Annotated in this window: 27 protein-coding genes; 9 read left to right on the plus strand and 18 right to left on the minus strand. The window is 66.2% G+C overall.

The genetic code is table 11. The features are described 5' to 3' along the window. Window positions 1-288: Hsp70 family protein (locus Pmi06nite_RS39500; RefSeq protein ID WP_203958376.1), on the minus strand; the 288-nt coding region annotated here is incomplete at its 3' end. A 118-nt stretch (window positions 289-406) separates the two neighbouring features. Beyond that, window positions 407-877 (minus strand): YflT domain-containing protein, encoded by a 471-nt coding sequence (locus Pmi06nite_RS39505; RefSeq protein ID WP_203958377.1) that lies wholly within the window; start codon window positions 875-877, stop codon window positions 407-409. A 480-nt stretch (window positions 878-1,357) separates the two neighbouring features. Here Pmi06nite_RS39505 and Pmi06nite_RS39510 point away from each other — a divergent pair, with 480 nt between their 5' ends. After that, entirely contained in the window at window positions 1,358-1,894 is a 537-nt protein-coding gene (locus tag Pmi06nite_RS39510) for an Hsp20/alpha crystallin family protein (RefSeq protein WP_203958378.1), read from the plus strand. Between the two features lie 589 nt (window positions 1,895-2,483). Here Pmi06nite_RS39510 and Pmi06nite_RS39515 read toward each other — a convergent pair. Together Pmi06nite_RS39515 and Pmi06nite_RS39520 are read right to left on the minus strand one after the other, a co-directional pair. Further along, entirely contained in the window at window positions 2,484-2,930 is a 447-nt protein-coding gene (locus tag Pmi06nite_RS39515; RefSeq protein WP_203958379.1) for an SUKH-3 domain-containing protein, read from the minus strand. Between the two features lie 17 nt (window positions 2,931-2,947). Beyond that, entirely contained in the window at window positions 2,948-3,190 is a 243-nt protein-coding gene (locus tag Pmi06nite_RS39520; protein ID WP_203958380.1) for a GntR family transcriptional regulator, read from the minus strand. Between the two features lie 96 nt (window positions 3,191-3,286). Here Pmi06nite_RS39520 and Pmi06nite_RS39525 point away from each other — a divergent pair, with 96 nt between their 5' ends. From Pmi06nite_RS39525 to Pmi06nite_RS39535, 3 genes are all read left to right on the plus strand, one after another. Next, window positions 3,287-3,505: a hypothetical protein gene (locus Pmi06nite_RS39525; protein WP_203958381.1), complete on the plus strand. Its 219-nt coding sequence runs from the start codon at window positions 3,287-3,289 to the stop codon at window positions 3,503-3,505. Further along, on the plus strand, window positions 3,502-3,795 hold the full coding sequence (locus tag Pmi06nite_RS39530; RefSeq protein WP_203958382.1) for a hypothetical protein: 294 nt from the start codon (window positions 3,502-3,504) through the stop codon (window positions 3,793-3,795). The genes Pmi06nite_RS39525 and Pmi06nite_RS39530 overlap by 4 nt, the downstream gene beginning before the upstream one ends. Before the next feature lie 184 nt (window positions 3,796-3,979). Then, window positions 3,980-4,423: a helix-turn-helix domain-containing protein gene (locus tag Pmi06nite_RS39535; RefSeq protein ID WP_203958383.1), complete on the plus strand. Its 444-nt coding sequence runs from the start codon at window positions 3,980-3,982 to the stop codon at window positions 4,421-4,423. 430 nt (window positions 4,424-4,853) lie between these two features. Here the strand turns inward: Pmi06nite_RS39535 and Pmi06nite_RS39540 are convergent, their stop codons facing one another. From Pmi06nite_RS39540 to Pmi06nite_RS39550, 3 genes are all read right to left on the minus strand, one after another. Next, on the minus strand, window positions 4,854-5,456 hold the full coding sequence (locus tag Pmi06nite_RS39540) for a class I SAM-dependent methyltransferase (protein WP_239114528.1): 603 nt from the start codon (window positions 5,454-5,456) through the stop codon (window positions 4,854-4,856). Between the two features lie 209 nt (window positions 5,457-5,665). Further along, the gene (locus tag Pmi06nite_RS43170) at window positions 5,666-6,274 is read right to left on the minus strand and encodes a nuclear transport factor 2 family protein (RefSeq protein ID WP_203958385.1); all 609 of its coding nucleotides are present in this window, start codon (window positions 6,272-6,274) and stop codon (window positions 5,666-5,668) included. 88 nt (window positions 6,275-6,362) lie between these two features. Then, a complete protein-coding gene (locus Pmi06nite_RS39550; RefSeq protein WP_203958386.1) occupies window positions 6,363-7,346 on the minus strand; it encodes a quinone oxidoreductase family protein in 984 nt (327 codons plus the stop codon). A gap of 108 nt (window positions 7,347-7,454) precedes the next feature. Between Pmi06nite_RS39550 and Pmi06nite_RS39555 the strand changes: the two genes are divergently transcribed. Next, on the plus strand, window positions 7,455-8,117 hold the full coding sequence (locus Pmi06nite_RS39555; RefSeq protein WP_203958387.1) for a TetR/AcrR family transcriptional regulator: 663 nt from the start codon (window positions 7,455-7,457) through the stop codon (window positions 8,115-8,117). A gap of 315 nt (window positions 8,118-8,432) precedes the next feature. Here Pmi06nite_RS39555 and Pmi06nite_RS39560 read toward each other — a convergent pair whose 3' ends face one another. The 3 genes from Pmi06nite_RS39560 to Pmi06nite_RS39570 form a co-directional block, all read right to left on the minus strand. Further along, window positions 8,433-10,373 (minus strand): maleylacetate reductase and hydroxyquinol 1,2-dioxygenase domain-containing protein, encoded by a 1,941-nt coding sequence (locus Pmi06nite_RS39560; protein WP_203958388.1) that lies wholly within the window; start codon window positions 10,371-10,373, stop codon window positions 8,433-8,435. Window positions 10,374-10,482: 109 nt separating this feature from the next. Beyond that, the gene (locus Pmi06nite_RS39565) at window positions 10,483-11,355 is read right to left on the minus strand and encodes a helix-turn-helix domain-containing protein (protein WP_239114520.1); all 873 of its coding nucleotides are present in this window, start codon (window positions 11,353-11,355) and stop codon (window positions 10,483-10,485) included. Between the two features lie 761 nt (window positions 11,356-12,116). Next, window positions 12,117-12,947, minus strand: coding sequence for a helix-turn-helix transcriptional regulator (locus Pmi06nite_RS39570; protein WP_239114521.1), 831 nt, complete (start codon window positions 12,945-12,947; stop codon window positions 12,117-12,119). A gap of 80 nt (window positions 12,948-13,027) precedes the next feature. Here Pmi06nite_RS39570 and Pmi06nite_RS39575 point away from each other — a divergent pair, with 80 nt between their 5' ends. Then, entirely contained in the window at window positions 13,028-13,297 is a 270-nt protein-coding gene (locus Pmi06nite_RS39575; protein WP_203958428.1) for a hypothetical protein, read from the plus strand. 164 nt (window positions 13,298-13,461) lie between these two features. Here Pmi06nite_RS39575 and Pmi06nite_RS39580 read toward each other — a convergent pair whose 3' ends face one another. Further along, window positions 13,462-13,602 carry a hypothetical protein gene (locus Pmi06nite_RS39580; protein ID WP_203958390.1) on the minus strand — a complete coding sequence of 47 codons (141 nt, stop codon included), beginning with the start codon at window positions 13,600-13,602 and terminating at the stop codon, window positions 13,462-13,464. A 501-nt stretch (window positions 13,603-14,103) separates the two neighbouring features. Further along, on the minus strand, window positions 14,104-14,415 hold the full coding sequence (locus Pmi06nite_RS39585) for a tetratricopeptide repeat protein (protein WP_275409656.1): 312 nt from the start codon (window positions 14,413-14,415) through the stop codon (window positions 14,104-14,106). 249 nt (window positions 14,416-14,664) lie between these two features. Between Pmi06nite_RS39585 and Pmi06nite_RS39590 the strand changes: the two genes are divergently transcribed. Continuing rightward, on the plus strand, window positions 14,665-16,455 hold the full coding sequence (locus Pmi06nite_RS39590; protein ID WP_275409655.1) for a DUF305 domain-containing protein: 1,791 nt from the start codon (window positions 14,665-14,667) through the stop codon (window positions 16,453-16,455). An 867-nt stretch (window positions 16,456-17,322) separates the two neighbouring features. On the opposite strand, the gene Pmi06nite_RS39595 is transcribed toward Pmi06nite_RS39590, so the two are convergent. The 6 genes from Pmi06nite_RS39595 to Pmi06nite_RS39620 form a co-directional block, all read right to left on the minus strand. After that, entirely contained in the window at window positions 17,323-17,967 is a 645-nt protein-coding gene (locus Pmi06nite_RS39595; protein WP_203958426.1) for a recombinase family protein, read from the minus strand. A 183-nt stretch (window positions 17,968-18,150) separates the two neighbouring features. Continuing rightward, window positions 18,151-18,411, minus strand: coding sequence for a hypothetical protein (locus Pmi06nite_RS39600; RefSeq protein ID WP_203958393.1), 261 nt, complete (start codon window positions 18,409-18,411; stop codon window positions 18,151-18,153). Between the two features lie 418 nt (window positions 18,412-18,829). Beyond that, on the minus strand, window positions 18,830-20,041 hold the full coding sequence (locus tag Pmi06nite_RS39605) for a restriction endonuclease (RefSeq protein ID WP_203958394.1): 1,212 nt from the start codon (window positions 20,039-20,041) through the stop codon (window positions 18,830-18,832). Between the two features lie 556 nt (window positions 20,042-20,597). After that, window positions 20,598-20,819 (minus strand): helix-turn-helix domain-containing protein, encoded by a 222-nt coding sequence (locus tag Pmi06nite_RS39610; protein WP_203958395.1) that lies wholly within the window; start codon window positions 20,817-20,819, stop codon window positions 20,598-20,600. Further along, entirely contained in the window at window positions 20,816-21,733 is a 918-nt protein-coding gene (locus Pmi06nite_RS39615) for a C40 family peptidase (RefSeq protein ID WP_203958396.1), read from the minus strand. Before Pmi06nite_RS39615 ends, Pmi06nite_RS39610 begins: the two co-directional genes overlap by 4 nt. A 15-nt stretch (window positions 21,734-21,748) precedes the next feature. Further along, window positions 21,749-22,024 (minus strand): helix-turn-helix domain-containing protein, encoded by a 276-nt coding sequence (locus Pmi06nite_RS39620; protein WP_203958397.1) that lies wholly within the window; start codon window positions 22,022-22,024, stop codon window positions 21,749-21,751. A gap of 193 nt (window positions 22,025-22,217) precedes the next feature. Here Pmi06nite_RS39620 and Pmi06nite_RS39625 point away from each other — a divergent pair, with 193 nt between their 5' ends. Next, the gene (locus tag Pmi06nite_RS39625) at window positions 22,218-22,508 is read left to right on the plus strand and encodes a hypothetical protein (protein ID WP_203958398.1); all 291 of its coding nucleotides are present in this window, start codon (window positions 22,218-22,220) and stop codon (window positions 22,506-22,508) included. Beyond that, window positions 22,505-23,110 (plus strand): DUF8175 domain-containg protein, encoded by a 606-nt coding sequence (locus Pmi06nite_RS39630; RefSeq protein WP_203958399.1) that lies wholly within the window; start codon window positions 22,505-22,507, stop codon window positions 23,108-23,110. Before Pmi06nite_RS39625 ends, Pmi06nite_RS39630 begins: the two co-directional genes overlap by 4 nt. The last annotated feature ends 40 nt before the right edge of the window (window positions 23,111-23,150 follow it).

Consider the following 23,150-nt stretch of genomic DNA (forward strand, 5'->3'; position numbering starts at 1 on the left):
GTCGGGACCCGCCACAACGTCGAACGAGACCGCCCTGATCTCGTCGTGCACCTCCTCGAACCGGCGGCCCATGAACCGCTTGGCCGAATAGATCGTGCCCTTAGGATTCAGGATCGCCTGACGGCGGGCCATCTGGCCGACCAGGACCTCACCCTGCTCGGTGAAAGCCACCACCGACGGCGTGGTCCGCGACCCCTCCGCATTCGGGATGACCGTCGGATGACCATCCTCGGTCGTCGCGATCACGGAGTTCGTCGTGCCCAGATCGATGCCCACGGCCTTCGCCATCTGCCCATCCCTTCATGAATCCCGAGCGTCCTTCCGGACCCACGGCGCAGCCTGATTCCCCTGATCTCGGAATGCCGCCGAACGCTCCGAGTCCGGACGTGCATCCGTCCGCGTCGGCCTATTTGAAGGTTCCCGTGGCCACATGGGCGGTGTTGAGCACCCGCCGGGCCTCATCGGCGAACTCGGGGTCGACCAGGATGTCGTAACTGTCGGCCACGACCGTGGGCAGTGAGGCGAACGCCCGGCGCTGCAGTGCGTAGCTGATCACGCCCGCGATCAGGCCGAAGATCAGGCCGAGCACGATCGCGGAGGCCATTGCCCACACCTGCCAGGGGCTGACGATCAGGAACACCAGCCCGATCAGCAAACCGATCCAGACACCGGTGCCCGCTCCGGTGACCAGCGCTCGGCCGAGAGTCCAGCGGCCCAGTACCTTCTCCTCCCACCGCAGGGACGTCCCCACGATGGAGACATGTTCTACGGGGAAGCGATGCCGAGCGAGCGTGTCCACCGCATGCTGGGCCGCATCGTAGGTGCTGTAGGTCCCCAGCACCGTCTTGTGCGGCTGACGTAGGTCTTGGGTTCTCATGGATCAACCTCCCTCGGGTTGGTTGTTCCGACTACCGAGAAGCCTGGGTCACCGCGGCACCAGCCAGGCCAAAGACCGGCGCCCCGGTTTTCGAACCTCTACAGGTCCAGCCAAAGGGTGTGAACGCCACCCCCGAAACCACCGGATATCCATTTTTGGATCAAACAACAAAAGACGGTCGGCGATCGGGCGCCCGCGCATGGTCCCGGGCAGTCCACGGAATGGACCTTCGGCTTCGGTCCGCGAGTCCGTAGGCATGGGCGCGCCTCAGCCGGGAAAGCGCACAGGTGCAGCGTTCTCCAAATGCACATTTAGGGCATTTCGTCACGGCGTGGCGGATTTGTTCCAGGGGTATCTGTCACCGCAGGCGTAGCCCAGTGCGCCGGCCGGCATGCAGGCGTGCCGGCCGGTCCGCGGGCGTGGCTCCTCGCGAGAGGAGGACGCCTTCAGCCAGTCGCTCGGGGACGACAGGGAGATGTCATGACACTGCCAATGAGACGTGGCCGGGCACACCAAATGCACGGCGTCGAGCCGTCCGCGATGCTGCGGCGAGACCCGTTCGCGGACGTTCAGGAACTCCTCAGCCGGATCGGGTGGCTGATCCCGCCGTCGGGCGAGACCGAGATGGATCGCCCATGGGTGCCGGTCGCCGAAATCGACGAGTCCGATGACGCGTACATGATCAAGCTTGAACTCCCCGGCGTCGCACCTGAGGAGATCGAACTCGGAATCACGGACCGCGAACTGTGCATCAACGGTGAGATCCGCGAAGAGGAGGAAGGCTCAACCGCACTGCGGGTCCGGATGGGGCGGTTCCACTATCACACCTCGCTTCCCTCCGACGTGGACGAGAAGAACGTGCAGGCGTCCATGGAGGAGGGGGTGCTGACCGTACGGGTCCCCAAAGCGGCGCAGGGCAGGACCCGCCGCGTCGAGGTCACTGAGGCGCGGTCCAAGGGCCAACGCCGTTCTCGTCAGGGCACGGGCGCCTCGAACTCGTCCGACGAAAAACGCTGACCAGCCCGACCGAGGCAGAATCCTCGCAAGCGTCAGCGGCGTTGTTGCGGCGACGGTTGGATCCGGGTTCGAGGCCGTGGGCCGCTCAGCTTGGTTGATGAGCGGCCCACCCCTTACCGGGAGCTTGCTCCTCATCCATCCCCCTGCACCGGGTCGCTCCTTGTAGCGATAAGTATCGGATAGGACACCTTGCGTAGTGCAACTACGCCTGTGCTTTGCGGAGACCTCCGTACCGGAAGAGATCATTTAAGCGAATAGTAGCTGGCAAACGACCCCCCGACCGTAACGCCGACGACCCAGCCCTCTACCTGCAATCGCACGCTTGGAGGGGGTCCGCTTCTCGGCATGAGCGGAAGTGCCGCCGGGCGACATGACGGCCTGTCCGCGCAAAGCTTGGTTGGTCAGCCTCGTCGTGATCATGTAAAGCATCAGGCGCGGCCGAAGCGCGTCAGCCGAGGTAGGACAGAGATCGCCAGACGAAATGGTCTTGGTTTCAGCCCTAATGCGCTCGGATGGTGCACGCCTGGTGATCCGCACCCGGACTTGCGTCGCTTGGGTATGTCGTTGGAGTGGCCATCTGCCGCTCAGATCAGCTATCGGCGACGGTCTCGGGCATGACTCCAAGGACAAGGTTGTCGAGTGCGATGGGCATCCTGCCGAAGCTGGCGAGCCATGTCTCGACGAGATACAGCTCGGCGTGCTCGTCTAGACCGAGGAAGAACCGCCCGTGATCGAGCTCCCCGATCGGGAAGATGTTGCGGCTCATCGTCTCGCTCCAGGCGAGGAAGCGGTCTTCCTCGCTGTTCCAGACCAGCATCGGGTCAAGCTCGAACGATTCACGGGCACTGGAGATCCCAGGCCCTCCGTTCCATACGGCCAGCCCACCGAATTCAGCGAGGAAGGCCTCGGCGGCGGCGTGCATGCTCATTCCGGTCTCAGAAAAGCGTGCACGCCATCGCTCAGTGTCCACTCGGCGTCCAGGGAACCAGCCGGCCGCGACAAGCGTCTCTTGGGTATCCGCAGATAAGGAACTCATGATGCTGCGCCCGTACCCTAGTCGTCGGCACCGTTTGGAGGACTGACGATGGACCCCTTGCCGGGCTTGGTTGTGATGAGGCCCTGAGCGCGGAGCTGCTCCATCGCCTTGCGGACCGTGACTCGGGCGACGTCGAACTCTTCTTGTAGCTGCACCTCAGAGATCACGGTGAGAGACGGGTAGGTGCCGTTCGCGATGCGCTCGGCCACCACGTTCGCTATCTGCTCCCACTTGTAGAGCCTGGGGTCCCACTCGATCACAAGACGACTCTAGGTATGCCCCTACCTGCGAACATAGAACAGCAATTCCTAGGAACTCTATAGACAGCATAGGACAGGTTGACTTACGCTCAGGTCATGGCCGCAGCGAACGAGAGCATCGACCAGGTCCAAGACACCTTCCCCTCCTGGGCTGTCTTCCGCAGCGATGCCGGCTCGTTCTACGCCACACGGCGCGGCGAACGACTGAGCTTCGAGGAGATCGGCACCGGCCTTCAGCAGACCGTCTGCGCTGATGACCTTCAGGAGTTCCTCAGCCTGCTCCGCGAGCAGGAGGCCAGGCGGGCAGCGACGTGACCGCCCTCCCCCTGCCCGCTGGCTACCACGGCATTCACCCCGCGCCGACGCAGGCAGGCTACGAGCGCGTGGACTGGCGTGAGCCACTCCCCCGGGCCACCCGCGTGCGGGTGCGTCAGCACACCTGCGACTGTCGGCCCCTCGCCTATGAGCTGTGCCAGGCCGGCGGCCTCAGCTTTATCCGCCGCATCTACCAGACGGACGGAATCGTGACGGTGGAAAGCGAATGGCTGCGCACGGTCCTGGCTGAACAGCTCTGGTCCAAAATCCTGCTCGGTCAGGCGCGATGACCCGTCGATCGGACTAATTGAACATTTCAACCAAGGAGGTGCAACCGCCCACGCGATCCGCGTAGCCGACTAGTCGAAGCGGCAATTCACGTGTGCCTCAATCCGTACAACCACATCGCGTGTTTGCGCAGGTCACTAATGGCCTGCGCTTCGGTGTGCGCATTGACTGGCAGTTTTTCTGCCAGTGATTGATTTCACCCCGCTTATCGTCGAAGCAGACGATGAGAGGGAGGGTGTAGACGTGGCAACCGAGCACATGACCACGGGCCAGCGGATCGCGCGTGCTCGTCATCGCAAGGGTTGGGATCAGGCGACGCTGGCGGAGAAGATCGGTCGGTCGGTGTCGTGGCTGTCCAAGGTCGAGAACGGCCGCCTCCCGCTTGACCGGATGAGCGTGGTCGGCCAGGTCGCCGAAGTTCTCGGTGTGGAGATCTCCGAACTGACGGGCCATCGCGGCCTGGCCCACGGTGGTGGCGTCGGTGGTGGTCGTGGCGTCACTCGTGGCCTGTCTCCTGCAGCTACCCCGATGGCGCTGGATGCTCAGCCAATGACCCGCGGCCGTTACGTCCTGCGGGGCCGCGAGGTCTTGTGGCTCCGTACGAGCGTCGAATCGGCCCGTGCCGTGTAGGTGCGCAGCCCGTCCCAAAGTTCGTGGTCGAACCGCAGGAACGCAAGCGATGCTTCGTCAGCCACCCACCCGCTGTAGCGCGGTACAGATCCGCTGGAGTGTTGCGACGGTCTTGCCCGCGGTCGTGCACAACACGGAGTAGATGTGCTGGCGGCTGTAGGTGCTCATGGACATGCCGGTGCAGGCGAGCAGCCGGCTACCGGGACGCGTGGGACACCGTCGAGCGGCCGTGGGACGGCACCATCCAACGGACCGATCCGTTCGTACCCCCAACGAACACCCGACACGCTCGCCGAGCGACTCTCAAAAATCACTCCCTCCCGCCGCGCAACGGATCACCTGTCGGCCGCCCCTTCATGAAGGCCAGGTGCACTGATCTGCCGCAGTCCGGTCGTGCCGATGAGCGAGCATGGAGGCCCGCCGACCTAGTTCACCTTTCGGTCGCGATTGCCGCGATGGCGGCGTGCGGTCGGTGAGTGCCTTCGCTGGGCCGCTGCAGGCGCTCAACCTCCGTGAAGCCGGCTCGCGCCAATCGCTCGGAGAACTCGTCGACGGGCCAGCGATACGCGGTCACGACTTTGTGGTCGAAGGCGGCGACCTCGTCACCTACGAAGAGACCAAGCACTAGCGTCCCGGCCGAAGCCATTACTCGCCGGAACTCAGCGAGTACGCCGTCGAGATCTTGCGGCGGCAGATGGATCAACGAGCCCCAGGCCAGGACGCCGGCGACGGAGTGGTCGGCAACGTCGAGATTTTCCATCGACCCGAGTTCGTAGCTACCGCTCGGATGGGCCGCCTGCGCATGGGCGATGAACTCGGGGACCATGTCGATTCCCGTTGCGTCGACGCCCAGCGAGCAAAGGTAACCGGTGATATGGCCAGGCCCGCAGCCGAGATCGAGCACCGTGCCAGGTCGGCCCGCCAGATGTCGCCCGATGAAGGCGAGGTCGTCGGCGTGTACCTGCTCGGGTGTACCGAACAGCCCGATGTAGAGCTCGGCGACGGACGCGTATGCCTGCCGGACCTGTTCCATGTGCACTGCACGACTATATGAGCCCGGATTGGGCAGAGCAGGCCCGGTACCAGCGCCGGAAGCACGTGGATTTTTGCGGTGCCCGCACCGCCACCCGACGCCGCCGCACTTGCCAGCCGAGGCGCCAGGGTCACACATCCTGATCTGCCGATGTCCGTGCATCGGCGCATGCCGCCATTGGCCCGGCAGTTGCGAGGCCATGATCGCCTTCATGTCGCCGATCTAGCCGATCCCGCGTGAGCAGCGGCCCGCACCGCACCCACCCACGGTAGGGCCCCGCTCCCCTCGTCGAGAGCGGAGCGGGGCCGGTGTCGTCCAGGCGATGCCGTGGGCTCGTCCAGGCCAGGGGGGACATGCCGATCACGGACAGGATCGCACCGGTGGGTGATCCGCCAGCCCTGGGGCAGGCGCGCGAGACGGTCGTGCCACATGCCCGCGTGCAGGAGGTTCGCGGCGCCGTCGCGCGTCTGGTGCAGGTGCAGGAAAGGACTGACGGCCGTGGCGGTGTCGCCGTCGATGCCGACGCTGGCGTAGCCCTCCCGGTGCTGCCAGGGCGTCGAAAGGCACGGGCATCCCCCGGGTACCGTCCAGCCCCGGCCCGCGCAGCAGCTGCGCATACTCCCGCAGGCCGATTGCGCTCGGCCCGCCGACCGCACTGGCGTCGATGACTGCGTCCGGGGCGAAGATCTCCTCCCACTGGGCGAGACGTCGTTGTCCTGGCCGGACTGGTGCAGATCCTGGCCCAGCCCGTAGGCGGCGATCAGGTCCTGGATGGCGAAACGGTCCAGGACGTACTGCAAATCACGCTCCGCATTCATAACGGTTCCTCTTTCGTCGACCCGGGCGCAGGTGCTGTACGGCGGCGCCCAGCCGGGCGCGGGCGCTGTGCCCTGCCCGCCGCGGCGGTCAGGGGGTCAGCAGAATCCGGCCGCCCACCGTTCCGTTCTCGATGCGGCGGTGCGCTTCGGCGGCCTCGGCCAGCGGCAGGGTCTGGGTGCGGATGCCGACCAGGCCCTGGCTGACGGCCTTCAGGGCGGCCTGGGCGGCGGGGCGGGCCTGCTCGGGGTGGGCGGGCAGGTAGGAGCCGACCGCGAAGCCGACCATGGCGAGGTTGTCGCGCCACAGGGCGTTGGTCTGCACGGTGTGCTGCCAGTCGCCGCTGGCGTTGCCCACTAGCAGCATCCGGCCCATCGGCGCCATCACCTGCAAGGTGTCCGTGCGCAGCTGGCCGCCGACCGGGTCGACCACCACGTCGAAGCGCTGACCGCCGACGGACTCGGCCAGGTCCTCGCTGGCTACGACGTCGTCGTAGGGCAGGGCGGAGGCTTGGGCGTTGGCCAGCGAGGCGCGGAGCACGGTGCCGACCACGCCGGCGGCGCCCAGGGTGCGGGCCACGCCGGGGAAGGCGGAGGCCAGCCCGCCCAGGGCCCCGTGCACCAGCACCCGCTCACCCGGCTGGAGATGCGCCACGCCGGTGAGTGCCAGGTATGCGGTGGCGGCGTTGGGCACCGCAGCCGCCGCCAGCGCCGGGTCCACCCCGGTGCCCTCCAGGCTGGCGGTCATCGCCGCGTCCACGACGCTGACCGAGGCGTAGCCGCCCTCGGCCCCGGTGCCCGACAGCGTCACCACCGGCTCCCCGACCCGGAAGCCCTCCACGCCTTCGCCCAGCGCGCGGATGGTGCCGGCCACCTCCAGGCCGGGCACGTACGGCGGCTGCGGCAGGCCCTGCCGGTCCTTGTACAGGCCTTGACGGATGTAGACGTCGATCAGGCCGACGGCGGCGTGGCTGACATCGATCGCCACCTGGCCAGGCCCCGGGACCGGGTCCGGCAGCTCGGTGAGCTCGAAGACCCCGGGGTCCCCGAAACGTGTGACCACTGCGGCATGCATGTGACTCTCAGCTCCTCTGCCGATCGGCGACTGACAACACGGCCGACACTAACGCAATGCCATTGCGTTGTACAACGCGCGGGCATTGCGTTGCGATACGGTTGGGGCATGCCAGAAGCGAGCACGTTCCAGCGCGCCTACTCCCCGCAGCACAAGGAGCAGCGGGCCGCCGATCTCATGGAGGCGGCGCGCACCCTCGCCTCCCGGGGCGGGGTACGCGCCGTGACCTTGACCGCCATAGCCACGCAGGCCGGCGTCCATGCCTCGGCCGTGCGCCGGTACTACGCATCACGCGAGGAGATCCTGCTCATCCTCGCCGAGGAGGGCTACCGCGACTGGTCGCACGCCGTCACCACGCTGCTGGGCGATACCGGCGCCATCGTCTCCGCGGAACTGGCTCACAGCCTGGCCGACACCCTCGCCGAGCGCCCGCTGTTCTGCGACCTGCTGACCCATGTCACCCTCAACCTCGAACGCGAGGTCACCTACGACCGCGTCCGCGCCTTCAAAATCGCCGTTGTCGGCGCCTTGACCGACCTCGTGAGCTCCATCGTCGCCGCCACCGTCCTGGACACGGCCCAGGCATGGGACCTCATCACAGCCGTCATCGCGATGACCGCACCGCTGTGGCAGGCCGCCCACCCAGCCGAAACCCTCACCCGCCTCTATGCGGAAGAACCCGCCATGGCCCACGTCGGCGTCGACTTCGCGCCCACCCTCACCCGCCTGCTCACCGCCCTGGTCGACGGCATGGCCGCCTCCCGCAAATGAGCAATTCCGCGAATCGACCAGGAGCACCACCTTGCCCGGCCACAGCGGGCGGAGCTTCTGGATCAGCGGGCGGTGCCCGGGCCGCTCCGGGGCGTCGAGGAAGGCCAGGCCGAGCGGCGCCAGGGCTTCGAAGAGCGCCGGGTAGAGCACCTCGGGGTCGACCGCCTCGATCCCATCAGCGGCGATGTCGGCGAGATACGCAGCGCCCATGCGCTCCGGCCCGATCGGGTCGGCCACGGTGACCACGGCACCGGCTCGCATCCTCCGGAGCAGAATCTTCGGAAGGCGGCGACAGCATCCAGGTGCGGTGATGACTCATTCCGCCGCTGCGGGGATACGTGCCAAGGTGAAGGTGTAGTCCAGACGATGCCACTCACCGACCACCTTACGACCGTCAGGCGTTGGGCCGCCCGGGTTGGTGAACTCAACGATCAGCGGCTGCTTGACGCCGAAGACTGCGTCGGAGTCGAGGTACTTGCCACTGGTGGGAAAGAGCTGGGTGATCAGCTGCTGGTGTCCGACGGCGTTGATCAGGAAATGCACGTGCGCGGCGCGGTACGCGTGCCGGTTCGCTGCCGCCAACATTTCGCCGACCGGCCCGTCGCTTGGGATGGTGTAGTCGGAGGGGAGGATCGACCAGTAGCGCAGCAACCCGTCCTCGTCGGTACGGAACCGGGCACGCAGCACCGGGCCCGCCACCTCCGGCAATTGCACGTCGTAGAGTCCGTCCTTGTTGGACTGCCAGACGTCGACGACCGCGTCAGCGAGCGGCTCCCCCGTCTGCGAGACGACCCGCACCTCGGTGAAGAGCGGCACCCCGTCAAGCCCGGCCCCGATGTCTGTGCCCTGCGGGGTTTCCGGCGGCCCCTCGAGATAGAACGGACCCAGCACCGCGGAGGGCGTGGTCCCCGTGCTCCGCGAGTTGCCGAGGATGTCCACCGCACTGGAGACTCCGAGGCTGTCCGAGAGCAGGATGAACTCCTGCCGGGTGGCGGAACTTACCTGGCCGGTACGGGTGAGGAAGTCGATCGCAGACATCCACTCGGCATTCGTCAGGTCGTTCTCCGCGACGTACCCGTGCAGATGCCGGACGAGGCTGGTGAGCAGGGTACGCAGCCGCGGCTCCGGCGCGTTGCCCAAGCTGCGCTCGACCTCGGCGAGCAGCTGACGCAGTTCGGCGCCCGGGTAGCGCCGCCCGCCCCCGGGCTGCCCACCGTGCCAGGCGTCGGTCAACAGCGCCCGAATCCCTTCCTCGCTCACCGGGCGGGGATTCGGGAACGAGGTTCCGGCGGCCAGTGCCGCCGCGTGCGCCAGTTCGCTCGCCGGGAGCCCCAACGCGGCCAGCGATGTCGGGCCGCCGAGTGTGCTGATCAAGTCGTGTAGGCCACTGGGCGCGTTGGGGACGCCGAGTGCCTCCGCGATCCGGCGCATCGCCTCGGGAGCCGCCGGGGCGTTGTACGCCAACACGTGCGGCAGGACGACGGTGTGCGTCACGGCGTGCGGCAGGTCGAACGAGCCGCCGAGGACGTGACAGAGCTTGTGGTGCAGACCCATGTCGACGGTGCCGAGGCAGGTCCCTGCCAGCCACGCCCCCTCCAGCAGCTCGCTCCGGGCGGCACGGTCCTCGGGGTCCTGCACGACCATCGGCAGCGCGTGGCCGATCGCGGTGATCGCCCGGACGGCGAGGGCATCGGTGACGGCGTTGGCCTGCGCGGAATAGAGCGCCTCGGCCGCGTGGGCGAGCGCGTTGACAGCGCTCGTGACAGTCAGCGCGATCGGCATCGAGAGGGTCAGGTCCACGTCGTAGATGACCGTTTCGGGCCGGATCTCCGGGGCCGAACGGGTGGTCTTGACGCCATCGGCGGTCTCGCCCAGCACCGGGGTGACCTCGGAGCCGGCGTACGTGGTCGGGAGTACCACCTGGTCCAGCCCGGTGCGTACCGCGAGCGCCTTGGCCAGCCCGATGGCCGAGCCGCCCCCGATCGCGACGATAACGTCGGCGGCATGGGCCCGCAGAACAGTCAGCGCCTGCTCGGTGATCTTCACCGGCGTGTGCATCTGGGCGTCGTCGAAGCGAGCGATCATTCCCGCGGGGAATTGTGCTTCGATGCGAGCCGCGGCCTCCTGCGCGGACGGGCTGGTGATCAGGAGCGCCCGGGAGCGGTTCAGCCGGGCCACCTCGTCGCGGACATGTTCCGTTGACTGCGGCCCGAAGAGCACGCGGGCCGGGTCGATCTGGTAGACCACGTTCGCCATGTGGCTGACTCTTCCTCAGAGGTTACGGTGTGCGCTTCGAGTCTGGGTCGCGTCCCGGGTCAGCGTCCTGCATCACGAAGTCAGGTCGGCTGCACGAAAGAGACGTCGTTCAGCCGGCGCGGCGTAGCGCGCCGGGCGTGGTCCCCAGCTGCGCTCGCATCACGCTGGTCAGGTGCTCCTGGTGGGCGAAGCCACACCGCATGGCGACCTCGGCGATCGGCAGACTCCCGGTGCGCAGCAGCCGGGTCGCCTGTTGCAGCCTCAGCTTCATCAGGTAGCGGTGCGGAGTCTGCCCGGTGGCGGCCTTGAAGCTGCGGGCGAACTGCCGGACGCTCAGCGACGCGGCGGTGGCAAGCTCGTCCAGCGGCAGAGGACCGGCGAGCCGATCATCCATCAGCTCCCGCACCGCGGCGAACTGGCGATCGGTCAGCCCGCGCACGCGCGGCGGAGGTCCGGAGCGTGCGGACGGGCCATGGTCGTACCGGCGGGCCAGGTGTGCGGCCAGGCACCCGGTCAGATGATCGAGGAAGGTACGGGCACTCGGCGTCCAGTCCCTGACCAGGCCGTCCAGCGCCAGCACCAGCTGTTCCACGAGCGGATCAACCGCGCCGTACTCCTCGGTGAGCCGGACCTCTGTCGCCCCTGCAGCGCGCAGGGTCTCGTCGGCCAGGTAGACGTGGACGCTGTTCAGCTCGCCGCCGAGCTCCACCGTGAGGTTCTGCCCCGCGGGATGCAGGAACAGGCCTCCGGCGGGGACCTGACGGCGGAGGTTCGCTCCGCCGACCCTCCGGCCCACGGCGACTGGGCCGTCGCGGTGCAGGATCAGCAGATGGGTTGCCGCGCCGTCGAAGCTCTCCGCGAACGGGGCTTCGACCTGAGTGGAGACGAAGAGGCCGGGCCAGCCCAGCCCGGCGCTGGACCGTTGGGCCCGCACGCCGGGCAAGCTGAGCATCCCGTGGGTTTGCGTCAGCTCCAGTTCCACCGCACCTCCTATGAACCACATCGCACGAGCTTCCCACGATAGGTCGCAGCGGAGAACGGTCGACCGTGACGCCGGAAATCTCGACGTCGAAGAGGACAACGGTGGCGAAACCCCGGGCGGCGACGCCCGCGGTAGGCGCCCGGTTGCTGGCTAAACCGCGACACAAGTCGATATCCGCCACGACCCGCTCGGTGCGGGGCGGTCTGCATGCCTGGCCGTTTCAGGGCCTTTGTCTGTCCTGCGCGAGCCGCCGCGGCCGTAGTGTCATCACGGCGGAGCTTCATCGCACGTGAGGCCGATGCGTCAGCGTCGACGTGACGAGTGTCGGATGCCTGCCGGGCTGGACGAAGCGAACCCTTGGATAGAACGCGTAGAGCAGACCGGACATGAGCGGCTTCGGAGCTACGCTCGGTGCACGGCACCGCGACAAGGACACGGACCTGGCCAGGGCTCGCGTGGAAGCTGAAAGAGCAAGAGCAAAAGGGCAGGTGCGGAGAATGGTGTGGCCACGTTCTTCGCCCGGGGTATGCGGCGGCGTTGGTGCCGGAACGGCTGGCGGCGCTGGACGGTGTGGTGGACAAGCTCCAATGTCGCCCCAATCGACCGCATGCCGGGCCTGCGGGCAGACCGTTTCGCGATCGGGTCGTAGCCCCAGGAAGCCTCGCCGAGTCGGCAGAACTCCGGCTTGTGCCCGGCCTGCTCGGAGGTTTACCGCGCCCGACATGTCCCTCATCCGCGCAGGCCTGTCCGGCGGCAAAGGATCAGCCGCTGGAATCATCCATCGTAGCGGCGAGCCGACCCAGCTTGGCCAGGGCATGCGCGGATGGACTGCCGGGTTCCGCCTGACCGATGACGAGAAATTGGCCGGGGGCACTGGTAAGCCGGAGCGTCTCAAAGAGAAGGGCCATTTCGCCGACTTGACGGTGGCGATAACGGATGAACATTTGAGCCCTGGCCTGTACATCGTGGCGAGCCCACATCCGGCGAAAGTCCTCGCTTCTACGCGAGAGCTCCTCGACCAGCTCGAGCACGAGCGGGTCGTCGCGGCCGGTCCCTGCCACGGCGCGCAGGTGGGCTACAAAGTGCGAGGCCTCCTGTTCCCAGTCCACGTAAAACTCGCGTGCCGCCGGGTGAAGGAAGACCATCCGCAGCACGTTGTCGTTGCCCTCCAACCCTTCGTAGTGAGCTCTTGCCAGTGGATTCTTGGCCAAGAAGTCCAACCGGCGATTGACCACGAAAGCGACCGCGTGGTCGCAGCCTTCCATGAATCGCAGCAGGTTCGGGGAGACGCAGTTGCCCCGGCCAACCGCCCCGGACGTCCGGGGCCGCGCGAGTTCGTGGAGGTGCTCGCTGGCCTCAGGGTCGAGGTGCAGGACTTTCGCTAGGGCGTCAAGCACCTGGTCTGACGGGCGGCGCTCACGCCCCTGCTCGAGCCGCGTGTAGTAGTCGATGCTGACCCCGGCCAGCATGGCCACCTCATCACGACGCAATCCCGGCGTCCGGCGACGGTCACCAAAGCGCGCAAGCCCCACCTGATCAGGGGTCGTGAGCTGGCGCCGAGCGCGAAGGAACTCACCAAGAGGGCTCCACATGTCGGACAGTGTATGGAATAACAGGACAAACCTTCGCAGAGGTGGACCTGATCGGCGCTCCCTTACCTGCGGGTATCGCAGTGGCGACCAACGCTTGGGGATCGCGCCGCGAACGCTATGTCGTCGACGACGAGCTCTGGGGCCGGTCCACCCTTGCGGCTCTGCACATGAACGACACCCTGGTCGCCGCATCACAGCACGCGGCGGAAATCCTCGGGGCCGCGACCCCGGCGGGCGCCCGCTTCGGCGTCGCTGCTGAGTTCCTGCACCTCGTGAGCGCGAGCCTCGGGCAGGTCATGGAGCAGTGGCAGCAGAGCCAGACCGACGGGAACGCCGGGCACCAGTCATGATCTCTCGCGGCTTTCGGCGGGAGCCGGGGAACTGGACGTTATATGTCGGCGCCTCCTGGGATTCTCATAAACGGGGGGGTGCGTCTCATCGCCCCGGCTGACCAGGGCGACAAGCCCAAGAATCTTCCCGGCCTCGACACCGTCCGACCGGCCAATGCTTACGGCTACTGCTCTTTGGTGGCCTCGATGATGGTCCGGTCGGCGGGAAGCTTGCGGGTCTCGCCGTCCGGCTCTGTGATCACAAGGATGGGGACACCTTCGGCGATGCCGAGTTGCCGGCGCTTGAAATGCGCGCACTCGCGCACCCTTCGCCTTCCTGATCCTCCCGTGTGCCTCGGCCCACCGCGAAGCGGCAGCGGGCCGGCGACGGAGGGGCAAACCCGTCGTCGCGTGTACGTCAGCCGGTCGGCGTTCCTCGATCATTGGATACCAACAGTCACAGACGGGCTTGAGCCGGAGGAACTGGCCTGCTGGGCTATGCCTGGGTCGTGGCGGGCGGGACGATCAGGCTTCCATATCAGCCACCTACCGACCTCGCTCTTGCTCGTGGCGATCATCCCGGAGCCGAGGCCCCGCCGGAGGCAACTTTCTCTCGCCGCCAGTTCGGGCCGCAGTCTGTAGCCTGCGGATCAGAAGATCGACCTTGGCCTGTTCCGTATTGTTCAACGCAGGTTAGGGCGTAATCTGCGGTCCATTCTGAACGGTTCCGGACGCCTTGAACTGCAACGGGGACTGCAACTCGCTTCAAAACCCGTGGAGCTTAAACGATCTCCGTAGCGGTTTGGAACCGTTGGTTCCTGACCCCTTCATTCCAGAGGTTGGATCTCTTTCAAACGCCCCAGATCCCGCAGCACGGTCGCCAGGTCGTTGCGGCTTGTCAGCGTGTGAGCGTGTTCCTCGCCCAGCACCCGACGGCGTGCCTCCAGTGCGCCCTGGTGCTCGGTCTTGGCCTCCTGTAACCGGCCCAGAGCCCGCAGTGAGTTCGCCCGGTTGCTGCGGCTGGTCAGCGTGGCGGGGTGTTCCTCGCCCAGCACCCGGCGGCGTGCCTCCAGTACGGCCCGGTGCTCGGTCTCGGCCTCCTCGAACCCGTACGGAGCACGTAACGGGCACGATGTCAGGCAAGCGGGCGAGGTATCGGCCCTCGCAGACCCGCTCTGGCGCGCGGCCCATCGGCGACCTTGAACCGCTGCTCGTCCCGGCGCTTAACCAGCCGTTCGAACCGCTCCTCCACACCGCTCCAGATCGTGGACACCGATTGCCGGAATACTAGGCAATTTTTTGCACCAAGCGCTCGCCTGAACAAATACGCTGGCATTCGATTATTGGTACGTCAATCCGACTCGGGTGAGTTTGGTATGACGAGCATAATGAAGCGGTTCTGTGTTTTCGGGGCGACCGTATCCTGCCTCTTAGGCGCGGTCGCATGCGGCGAGAATAGTCACTCCTCTCACCGAAAAGATTCGCCATTTGCCGAAGATATGGCGAAAAGTATGGAAAAAATGAACAAGGGCATGATGGGTGCGCGGATGACCGGTGACCCTGATCGAGATTTCGCAGCCATGATGATCCCGCACCATCAGGGTGCCGTCGATATGGCCAGAGCCGAGCTGACCTACGGCAAAGACCCCGTCCTGCGTCGCCTGGCCCAGGAAATTGCCGTGACCCAGCAGCAAGAGATCGAGGTCATGCGGCGACATATCGCCACACTTCCACCTGCGACCAGCGCGCCGCGGCCCGGCGCTCCCACGTCCCCGCAGGATTCCGGGCCGGGCGGGACCGCGACGGGCCCGACGGCCGCGGTCTCCGGGGAAGACCGGGTGTATACCTCCGACCAGACCTCCAACACTGTCTCCGTGATCAACCCCGCCACGAACAAGCTGCTCGGCGTCATCCGTCTCGGTGACACCGTTCCCGGGGCCCTGAGCCCGCTCTACAAGGGCCAGTTGCTCGTCCACGGGATGGGGTTCTCCCGCGATCTGCGCACTCTGGCGGTGGTCTCCATTGCCTCCAATTCGGTCACCTTGATCGACACGGCCACCAACAAGGTCAAGGGCGTGGTCTACATCGGGCGGTCGCCGCACGAGGCGTTCTTTACTCCTGATGGCAAGGAGGTCTGGGCGACCGTGCGCGGCCAGAACTACGTCTCGGTGATCGACCCAGTGCAGATGAGGGAAAAGCGCCGCGTGACCACGGCCAACGGCCCCGGCATGGTGCTGTTCCACCCCTCCGCGCCGTACGCCTACGTGCCCTCCAGCTTCACACCGCAGGTGAACGTCGTGGACACCCGGACCTACCAGGTCATCGCCCGGGTCCCACAAGCCAGCCCGTTCTCGCCCAACCTGTCGGTGAGCCGCGACGGCAAAGAAGTGTGGTTCACCCTCAAGGACTCCGGCAAAACCCAGGTGATGAGCGCGGAGCCGCCCTTCCGCATCCTCACCACCGTCAACACCGGCCCCATCACCAACCACGTGACGCTCGTGGACAACGTCAACGGCAAATTCGCCTACGTGAGCGTCGGCGGGGAGAACAACGTCAAGGTCTATCAACGGAACGGCGCGAACCCCAAGCAGATCGCCACGATCCCGGTCGGCAACCTGCCGCACGGCGTATGGGGGTCGGGTGACGGAACGCGCGTCTACGTTGGCCTGGAGAACCAGGACGCGGTGACGGCGATCGACACGCTGACCAACAAGATCATCTCTACCATTCCGGTCGGGCAGCAACCAATGGCGCTGACCTACGTTCCCCGCGCCGTGCCCCCGGGCGAGGGTACGGACAACCTCCAGCCCTTGGGCTCAGCAGCCAAAGCCGACCACCTGACCATGATCGCCCCGCCGGGCGGGCAACAGGCGCACGCGACCGTCTCGGTCAACGCCATGGGAGCGCTGGACACCCTGGAGATCGCCGCCTCCGGCCTGTCGCCCGGCAAGACCTACACACTCTGGCTGGTGACCTCGCGCACCCCGCCCTTCGGGCACAAGCAGCAACTGGCCACCTTCACAACCAACATCGCCGGTGCCCAAATCGCACAAGCGATCGGCCCCCTGCGAGAAGCCCTCACGCCCTCCAACGCAAGCCGAGACCAGCAGAGGTACCTCCTCGTAACCCCAGCCGACTCCGACACACCGGTACTCATCCAGGACGGGTCTGTCCATTGACGTCCATACAGTCCCTCCAGGACTGAACCACTGCAGGCTGCCAAGGACAGGGATCGTGCGATCGCTGACGCAAGGGGCGAGATCGTCAGACAAGGACTCGGTGCGAAGCATGGCGACCGGGATGATCCGCCCCTCGCCGAAGCCAAGATCAACTGATCTGGCACGCGAGTGAGAAACAGCCCCAACAACAATCAAAGCCCGGGTTGGGAAATGTTCCCTGACCTGGGCCCTCGCTCGTGGAGCGGGTGACGGGAATCGAACCCGCGCTGTCAGCTTGGGAAGTCTTCCAACAGCATGCATGCTGAGCTGCAAAAACGCTGACCTGGGCATAGGTGGGTCGAGTGACCGTGGGTCCCCGTGATTCCCCGCTGCTGGCCGACCGTACGGGCACGCAACGGGCACGGCGCAGGCTCCGGTGATCTCCTTTGTGTGCCTTCACTACTGAGGGAGCGTGGTCCGTTCGTGGTGGGTCCTGAAGTCGAAGAAGCGCAGACCGTCCACCGCTGTGTCGTTAGCGACCTCTTCTGCGGTCCACGGATGGTCGGAGTAGTCGTCGAGTTTGCCAAACGATCTTTATGTGTGGATCGTGCTGACCTGGGCCTTCACGTCGCGAACACGTTCGTGACGTGAGTCGGCTTCTTGGCATGCGCCCGTGACGGGCTTGGTGAGATCCTCTTGGCTCTGGAGCGATCGTCAGCAGCCGCTGAACGCACCCTGCTGTAGGGGTATCGCCGAGATGCCCGTCAAAGGGGCGACGAGTTGATCTTGAAGTCCTGAGCCTCCCGGCTACTCGGCACTGTCGATCGCGTCGTCATCGGCGAGTTCGGTGGCAGCACCGGGGCCCTTCCAGCGGTGGGCGGCATGGGATCACTGGGTGTCTCCGTTCCGGGCCTGTGCGAGCAGCTGGGCGACCACGTCATGGGAACCGTCCTCGGACTGGCGGGCCAGATTGTCCAGCACGCTGTCGCCGTCGAGGACCTGTGTGGTGAGCCGTTCCATCCGTTCCGGGTCAGTGCCGCTGCCGGGACCGGTGATGTGGGCACGGACCGGGCGGCGGGGGCCGACGTGTGCACCTTCGGACGCGGCGGCTTCCTCGGCTTCGGCGAGCGCCCGGTACAGCGAAGCAACCGAGGGGTGGCGCCCCGCGTTCTTGCCCGTCTTGATGGTGAGCTTCTTCGCGATGTCGGGGACGGGGACGCCCTTGTTCTTCAGGGCGACGGCGAAGGTGAGCATGTCGTCGCCGATGACCTTGGGGCGTCCGCCGTGGTTACCCTTGGCGGCGGCGGTCTGCTGGCCCTCCAGGGTTTTCTCGCGGATGTAGTTGCGGTCGAACTGCGCGGCGACGGCGAGCACGGCGAAGAACATCGCGCCCATGCCGTTGGGGTCGTAGATGCCGGTGAGCGGGCCGGTGAGGAGTTCGAGCTGGACGCCGGCGTCCTGGAGCTGGCCGGAGAGGGTCATCAGCTCGGCGGCGTTGCGGGCGAGGCGCTTGAGTTCGTGGACGGTGAGGATGACCTCCTGGTCGGTGGCGGCCTCCTAGATGTCGTACGCCAGCTTCAGCGCCTTCTCCAGCCGCGGCGGCCGGCAGTGCCTCGACGGGCGGGCCGTCCATTTGTGAGAGCGCCCTTGCGTCACGCGGATGCGACGGCCTGGTTCCGCGTGACCGCGCCGGACGTGGCACCCCCGTGCTCGGTGTCAGGCGCGCCGGGCGGCCCTGACAGGGCGTTCGGTGCGTACCGTCAGGTCATCGCGGCGCAGGATGCTGTGCGGGCTGCTGGTGTCGAGGAGTTGGTCGAGCGCAGCGAGGTCTTCGGGGGTGAGCCTGTCGGCGATGACGCTGCGGATGCGCTGCACGACGCCGACGGCGTAGCAGCCGATTGCCTCGCTGCGGTCACCTTCGATGTTGACGGCGATAGTGCGTTCGCCCTCTATGGTGAAGCCGGCGGCGGTCAGCATCGGGCCCCAGTCGGCGCCGCGGTGGGGCATGTGTTCGGCTTGGCGGCGGTCGGCCGCGGCATGGACGCGCTCTTCGAGGCCGGGCCGGTCCGCAGGTGATCATTGGACGCCAACGGTCACAGCCGGGCTTGCGGCGGCGGAGACGGGCTGCTGGGCTCGCCTGGGTCGATGGCGGGCGGGATGGGCACCCCACCCCAGTCACCCCACAATCCGGGCATCAGCATGCGACGCCCGATCATCATCCCGATGCTCTGATCGCTTGGCCGGACAAGCGCGAGCCTCGGGGCGAACATGGGGTGCGCCGTGCAGTACGGCAAAGCAGCTCTCGTGTCGTGACGAGTTACGGGGTGCGGTCACCTGAACCCCATTTTTCGCGCCAGGTCGCCCATGTAGGCGCCACATTGCGCCTAATGCTGTCTCAAGGCTTCTTCTTTCCGCGGGGAACGATCCGTGCGGGGATGTCGTGTTGGTGACATAGGGAAAGCAGTCCGGCACCGTCGATGAGGTTGAGGGGTTTCCCATTGGCGAACTTGTAGCTATCAGGCCCATACCCGGACGTCGTGATCATGATCCCCTTGGTCGCACCCTCGTGCTGGACGGTGCCCCACAGGTCACGAACGTGCGTGGGTTCCACGGTTTTCGTGTAGAGCTTCGCTTGCACGATGAACTTCCCGCCCTTGATCGGATGCGGATCGTAGGCCACGCAGTCGACGCCGCCATCGCCGCGGGCCTGATAGAGCTTGGTGTCGAAGCCCATTTTGGTGAATAGGTTCTGGATGAACGCTTCGAATTCCTTGGGGGTGAGGTCGAGCAGGTTGGGGCGTTTATCGATGCCGGAGATGATGTCGACTGGGTCGACGATCCGGGGGTCGGCCATGCTGAAAGGCATGACCGGCTCGACGGGGATGAGCTCGTCGGGGTGTGGAGATACGTCTGCGAAAAAGTGCCGACGGATACATTCGACAGGCTTGAATTTTGGCTCGTCGAGTACCAGTGCGGCGAACTGATCTCTGGTCGCCCGCATGGTGATCAGGTGTGGCTCTATGCGCTGGCCTGTTACGGGATCGACAGCGTGGACACGGCCGTTGAACACAATCGTGGTGATCAGCCGACCGGGATCGGCGTCAAACACCTCACGGAGGGTGCGGAGGGCGATCTGCGCTATGACGCGTTGGTAGATCTGACCGATCTCCTGCGTCTGGCGCGGCACCGGCTCGACAACCTTGCGCGTCTTGATGTGCTTGTAGAGCCGCGTCTCAGGAACGACGTCCGGTGGAGGCAGGTACCACTCAACGGCGAGCAGTGATGACTCTGGGACGTAGCCCGACTTCCGCTCGACAGGGAAATCGTGCGGATATGGGGAGGCACGCAAGACCAAGTCCATGTACTTGCTGACCGCGTGGCGATCTCCGGACTGCAGCCCCGTCTCCACCGCATCGAGGTGGGCGTTGTACGTCGCGGCCGATCGCTCAGCTTCGTCAACCGTTTGCTGGTGAGAGCGGCGGGCGTCGATTACCTGCTTCTGCCGCTGGGTTTCGCGGCGCTGGTGATCGGCTTGTGCCCGGGCGAAGTCGGCCTCGGCTTGCCGTAGGGCGGCCTCATACCGCTGAGCACCTCCCAGTCGTTTCATCAGCGGCCCTGGAGGAGCCGGCGCGAACGTCTCCCATGAGGGTGACGGTTCAGAAGTCGCTAATCGGCCCAGAGCGAGAGGCGGGACTTCTGGTCGGCGACGTAGCGAGTCGATGCGGACGCTCGGATCCCGGTGGAGGGAGGAGCGCAAGATGCCCTCGAGTTCGTCGATGCGCGCTTCGACCTGGCGAGTTCGGTCAGCCGCCTCGGTGTCCCGCGCTGTCGCCTCCACCTGGAGGCGCTCCCGCTCGCGCGCCTTGCGTATCCGTTCTCGCCTCTGCCGGTCCTGCTCGTCCGCGCGTTGTTGCCTGCGCTGTTCGGCTTCCCGGTCACGGTAGGACCCCGACGAACCAGAACCTCGTGCCACTCCGCACCTCGCTGAACTCGTCGAACCTACGGGGCACCGATGTGAACGTAACCCGGACGGTGACCGCAGACAACGCAACGAAATAGCAGCGTTTCCAGCCGACTTCCCTCGCGACCGTGCCGGTCGAGGTCGACACCGCCTGTCTCGCCGTTCTCGCCGGTTCCACCAGGGAAGTTGTTCTCTTTACGCGCTACAACGAGGTCGACATCGGCAGGTCAATCCCGAGTAGCTTCAGCAACTCTGCCGTTGGGACCAGGTAGGCCACGCCTACGCGGATGATTCGGCACGGGAAGTCGCCCTTCTTAGCCAGCTCATACGCCTTGGTCCGGCCGATGCCAAGAGCTCGAGCGGCCGTGAGCAGGTCGATGGTGGCCGGTAGATGCTGCAACTCCGCCAGCGTTAGGACCTTCATCTCTTCTCCAAGTAGCTAGCCGGCCGAGTGAATCCGACCACGTCAGAACGAGAGGCGTAAGACGCGTACCGCACCACGTCGCCGGTACGCGGCGCGTGAATCATCTGACCGGCCCCGACGACCACACCGACATGCCCGGGCCCTGCGGACTGCGGATGCATGAAGACCAGGTCGCCTGCCTGCTCCTGACCACGAGCAATCGACGGACCACGACGCCACTGATCAGCGGCCACGCGCGGAATGGCGATCCCGGCGTACTGATAAGCACGCATCGTCAGGCCGGAGCAGTCGAATGAGCCTGGCCCCTCAGCACCCCACGCGTACGGCTTGCCGAGTTGCATCCGCGCATACGCCATGACCCGCCCCGCGACGGCACCAGGCATGACAGGGAACGAGCAGAACTCCTCCCCCACAGGCTCGGATGAATACTCGCGGGCGAACCCGAGCACACGACGCACGTACCAGTCCGCATGGTTGTAACGCCAGATCGCGCGATACAGATCGGCTGGTGCACCGCTCGCCTTCAGGTACCGCGCCGCCGAGGGAATCGCGTCAGCCGGATCGTAGACATCGACTTGGCCGTCGCCATTACCGTCTACGCCGTAAGACAGCCAGGTCGAGCCGAGGAACTGCATCGGCCCCATCGCGCCCGCGGCGTTGGCACCAGCGCGGATCCCCACAGCGGCACCACGCCCGTGGTCGCTCTCGGCCTTCCCTACCCCTGCCAGCACCGCCCACGGGATGCCGTAAGCATCCCCGGCCTGCCGATACAGATGCAGGTAGTCAGGTGGGATGCCCTCCGGCCGGCCACGACCGCAGCCCGACGAGCCCCCCATTGCCGTGAACCCGAGGATCAGCCCGAGGGGCAATCCGATCGCAACGCACACGGCTGCCACGATCAGCCGCGTGGTCACCGGGAACGGCCAGGCTCAGAGCTCCTGCGCCCGCTCCCGGGCGTGCTGTGTTGCAAGTCGTCCGGCACCTGGATTGGTCTGTTCATGTTCCGTGCCCCCCGCGATCGGATGGGGCTGTCGCAGCACGTCGAGCACCGCGCTCCAGGAGTACCGATAGTCCTTGCCGGTCCGCAGCGCCGGAATCTGACCGGCGTTCGCCATCCGCCGGACAGTCTGAGCAGACAGTCCTAGCTTGGAAGCGAGCTCCTTGGTGGTCAGCACGTCCGGATCACGGCCGAGCGGCTCGGTCATCGGTCACTCCTTGTAGTCAGCGGTCCCCTGGATAAGTCTCCCCCACGCGACTGCGATAGCGCGCCTTGTGAATGCTTGAAGTTGGATGCAGCCGTTTGAGACTGCTTGCGCTCTGGAACGTACCCACGTAGCGTGACGATCACGCTACGTAATGCAACTGTCCGAGACGGGACGACAGCGGGGAGCGCACCTAATGCTGATCAGCGCAGTTCTCGACATGGCTCAAGCGGTTCCGGTCCCGAATCCCCGACCGCTCGCACCGCCAGGCCTCGACAAGCCGATCAATACGATCCTCGCCTGGGCCAAGTGGGGAGTGATCGTCGCCGGCGTTGCCGGCCTGTTCATCTGCGGCGCACAGATGGCCATCGGCCGGAAGAACCGCTCCTCATTCGCGGCCGATGGAGCGTCCGGCATCCCGTGGGTGCTCGGCGGGCTGAGCCTGGCCGCGACCGCGTCCGGCATCGTCGGGATGTTCCTGCGGTGAGGGTCATTCTTCTCGCGCTCGCTCTGGTGGCCGGATGCGCGACCCAGACCCCACCCCCGGCACCGCAACCACGGCTGACGTGGCAGGATTTCCACGGCATACGGCTACCGCTGTCGAGCACCGATGGCCCGCGGACACTCGACAATGACCGAGCCGAAGGCTTCGCCCACACACAACAGGGTGCTCTCCTCGCCGCGCTGCACATCGCCGTGCGGGCAAGCTCGCACTGGGGCCCAGCGGTGTTCGAGCCGACCATCACCGAGCAGGTGACCGGCCCCGACGCCGACCAGCTTCTCGAAAAATCGCGCACCCAATACGAGGAAAGCAGGCAGGAGGCCGGACTTCCTCCGGGCAGCCCGCTCGGCAAAGCTTTCGTGGAAGAGGAGGCCTACCGCTGGCAAACCTACACCCCTGATGCGGCCACCGTGGACATCGTCAGTGCCGGGCCCGACCCGCGAGGAACCACTGTCCGTGCCACGACTCGAGTGCAGGTCGTCTGGCAGGACGGCGACTGGCGCGTGGTGGCGCCGCTCGGCGGTGACTGGGGCAATGCGGCCACCGAGCTCAAGTCTCTCGACGGCTACACCCGCTTCGAAGGGTGATCCCCATGTCATGCGACAGCTTGATCTCTCCATCCTGCTC

The organism is Planotetraspora mira (assembly GCF_016863275.1).
In the GTDB taxonomy this organism is placed as follows: Bacteria; Actinomycetota; Actinomycetes; order Streptosporangiales; family Streptosporangiaceae; genus Planotetraspora; species Planotetraspora mira.

Bases quoted from the DNA above. Each gene is read 5' to 3' on its own strand.
- Pmi06nite_RS43170 (WP_203958385.1), bottom strand. From the start codon at position 6,274: ATGAATGCGGAGCGTGATTTGCAGTACGTCCTGGACCGTTTCGCCATC.
- Pmi06nite_RS39540 (WP_239114528.1), bottom strand. From the start codon at position 5,456: ATGGAACAGGTCCGGCAGGCATACGCGTCCGTCGCCGAGCTCTACATC.
- Pmi06nite_RS39550 (WP_203958386.1), bottom strand. From the start codon at position 7,346: ATGCATGCCGCAGTGGTCACACGTTTCGGGGACCCCGGGGTCTTCGAG.
- Pmi06nite_RS39620 (WP_203958397.1), bottom strand. From the start codon at position 22,024: ATGACCGAGCCGCTCGGCCGTGATCCGGACGTGCTGACCACCAAGGAG.
- Pmi06nite_RS39555 (WP_203958387.1), top strand. From the start codon at position 7,455: ATGCCAGAAGCGAGCACGTTCCAGCGCGCCTACTCCCCGCAGCACAAG.
- Pmi06nite_RS39510 (WP_203958378.1), top strand. From the start codon at position 1,358: ATGACACTGCCAATGAGACGTGGCCGGGCACACCAAATGCACGGCGTC.
- Pmi06nite_RS39625 (WP_203958398.1), top strand. From the start codon at position 22,218: ATGCTGATCAGCGCAGTTCTCGACATGGCTCAAGCGGTTCCGGTCCCG.
- Pmi06nite_RS39600 (WP_203958393.1), bottom strand. From the start codon at position 18,411: ATGCTGACCGCCGCCGGCTTCACCATAGAGGGCGAACGCACTATCGCC.
- Pmi06nite_RS39605 (WP_203958394.1), bottom strand. From the start codon at position 20,041: ATGAAACGACTGGGAGGTGCTCAGCGGTATGAGGCCGCCCTACGGCAA.
- Pmi06nite_RS39525 (WP_203958381.1), top strand. From the start codon at position 3,287: ATGGCCGCAGCGAACGAGAGCATCGACCAGGTCCAAGACACCTTCCCC.
- Pmi06nite_RS39570 (WP_239114521.1), bottom strand. From the start codon at position 12,947: ATGTGGAGCCCTCTTGGTGAGTTCCTTCGCGCTCGGCGCCAGCTCACG.
- Pmi06nite_RS39610 (WP_203958395.1), bottom strand. From the start codon at position 20,819: ATGAAGGTCCTAACGCTGGCGGAGTTGCAGCATCTACCGGCCACCATC.
- Pmi06nite_RS39590 (WP_275409655.1), top strand. From the start codon at position 14,665: ATGAAGCGGTTCTGTGTTTTCGGGGCGACCGTATCCTGCCTCTTAGGC.
- Pmi06nite_RS39505 (WP_203958377.1), bottom strand. From the start codon at position 877: ATGAGAACCCAAGACCTACGTCAGCCGCACAAGACGGTGCTGGGGACC.
- Pmi06nite_RS39560 (WP_203958388.1), bottom strand. From the start codon at position 10,373: ATGGCGAACGTGGTCTACCAGATCGACCCGGCCCGCGTGCTCTTCGGG.
- Pmi06nite_RS39515 (WP_203958379.1), bottom strand. From the start codon at position 2,930: ATGAGTTCCTTATCTGCGGATACCCAAGAGACGCTTGTCGCGGCCGGC.